Source organism: Streptomyces sp. SID3343, assembly GCF_009865215.1.
GTDB lineage: Bacteria > Actinomycetota > Actinomycetes > Streptomycetales > Streptomycetaceae > Embleya.
The window spans coordinates 1-2,066 of sequence record NZ_WWJX01001625.1; the positions used below are offsets into that span (position 1 = coordinate 1).

General features: G+C 71.7%; 1 protein-coding gene. It reads left to right on the forward strand.

The genetic code is table 11. From position 1 onward, the window contains the following. Positions 1-21 precede the first annotated feature (21 nt). The coding region (locus GT354_RS52000; RefSeq protein ID WP_346012550.1) for a condensation domain-containing protein at positions 22-2,066 on the forward strand (2,045 nt) is incomplete at its 3' end.

Here is a 2,066-nt window from a genome sequence, read left to right on the forward strand (position 1 = left end):
GTGCGTCGTGGTCCGGGTGGTGTGTTGGAGTTCGTGGGTCGGGTGGATCAGCAGGTCAAGATTCGTGGTTTCCGGATCGAGCCCGGGGAGATCGAGGCGGTGTTGACGGGTCATCCCGGTATCGCCCAGGCCGCCGTGGTCGCTCGTGAGGACCTGCCCGGCGACACCCGCCTGATCGCCTACGTCGTCACCGACACCGACACGACCCCGGAAGACCTGCGTGAGTTCGCCCGGCGACGGCTGCCGGACTACATGCTGCCGTCCTGGTTCGTCACACTGGACCGGCTGCCGTTGACGGTCAACGGCAAGCTCGACCACGCCGCGCTGCCCGCCCCCGACTCGGCCGTGCGGACGGATGCGCCGAGCCGCGAGCCGCGCACCGCGCGCGAACGGCTGCTGGGGGAACTGTTCGCTCAGGCACTCGGGGTGGACCGAATCGGATACGACGACGACTTCTTCGCGCTCGGCGGGGACAGCATCGTCTCGATTCGTCTCGTCAGCCTGGCGCGTTCGGCGGGTGTCGGATTCGCGGTGCGGGACGTCTTCGAACAACGGACGGTGGCCGCACTCGCCGAGGTCGCCGAGGAACTGGCCCCACCGACGTCCGAAGCCGACCACCTCGCCGTCGGCACGGTCGAACCCACCCCGATCATGCGCTGGTTCGACGCCCGCGGCGGTGACATCGACGGGTTCTACCAAGCCATGCTGCTGGCGGTACCGGCGGATCTGGGGGAGGAGCGCCTCACCTTTGCCGTGCAGGCGCTCGTGGACCACCACGACGCGCTGCGGCTGACCCGGACGCCGGGTGGCCCCGACGGATCGTGGTTGCCGCAGATCGGACCGGTCGGCTCCGTGACGGCGTCCGACCTGGTGCACGTCGTCGACCTCGGCGGCGCCGACGTCGACGAAGCCCTGGTCCGCGAGCACGTGCAGGCGGCGGTCGCCCGTTTGTCGACCGAGCGGGGACCGCTGCTCCAAGTGGTCTGGTTCGACGCCGGAGCGACCCGTCCCGGCAGGCTGCTGTTCCTGGTCAACCATCTCGTGGTCGACGGCGTTTCCTGGCGCATCCTCCTTCCGGACCTCGTCGCCGCGTGGGAAGCGGTCGGGCTCGGCCGTCCGCCCCGGCCGGAGCCGTCCGGCACATCGCTGCGCCGCTGGGCGGAGTTGCTGACCGCGGAGGCCCGGCAGCCGGCCCGGGTCGCGGAGGCGACACTGTGGGCGGACCTGCTCACGGCCGCCGACCCGCCACTGACGGCAGGCCGACTGGATCCCGTGAGGGACACCGTGGGCCGAGCTCGTGAACTCACGCTCTCCCTCCCGCCCGACGTCGCCACCCCACTCCTGACGACGGTGCCGACGGCCTTTCACGCCGGAGTGGACGACGTCCTGCTGACCGCCCTCGGCCTGGCGGTCGCCCAGTGGCGCCGAGGTCATGGCCGCGAGCGGGACACGGCGGTACTGGTCGACGTCGAGGGACACGGGCGCGAGGAGATCGTGCAGGGCACGGACCTGTCGCGCACCGTGGGTTGGTTCACGTCGCTGTATCCCGTCCGCGTCGATCCGGGCCCGCCGGCGTGGGACGAGGTCGTCGACGGCGGTGGCGGGCCGGCGCTGGGACAGGCGCTGAAACGGGTCAAGGAGCAGGTGCGAGCGCTGCCCGACCGGGGCATCGGCTTCGGTCTGCTGCGCCACCTCAACCCGGAGACCGGGCCGAAGCTGGCCGAACTCGGCGTGCCCCAACTCGGTTTCAACTACCTCGGCCGCTTCCCGTCCGCAGGAACACCGGTGGTGCCCGGCAACCCGGCGTGGACGGTGGCGGCGGAGACGGGCCTGCTGAGCGGGGCCGATCCGGCGACCGCCCTGGCGCACGGGCTGGAGGTCAACTCCATGATCCGGGACACCCCGGACGGGCCGTGGTTGGAGGCCGTCTGGACGTGGGCCCCCGACGTCTGGCCCGAGCAGCACGTCCGCGCCCTCGCCGAACAGTGGTTCCAGGCGATCCGGGGCCTGGTCCGGCACGGTCATCGGTCCGACACGGGCGGCCACACACCCTCGGACTTCCCGCT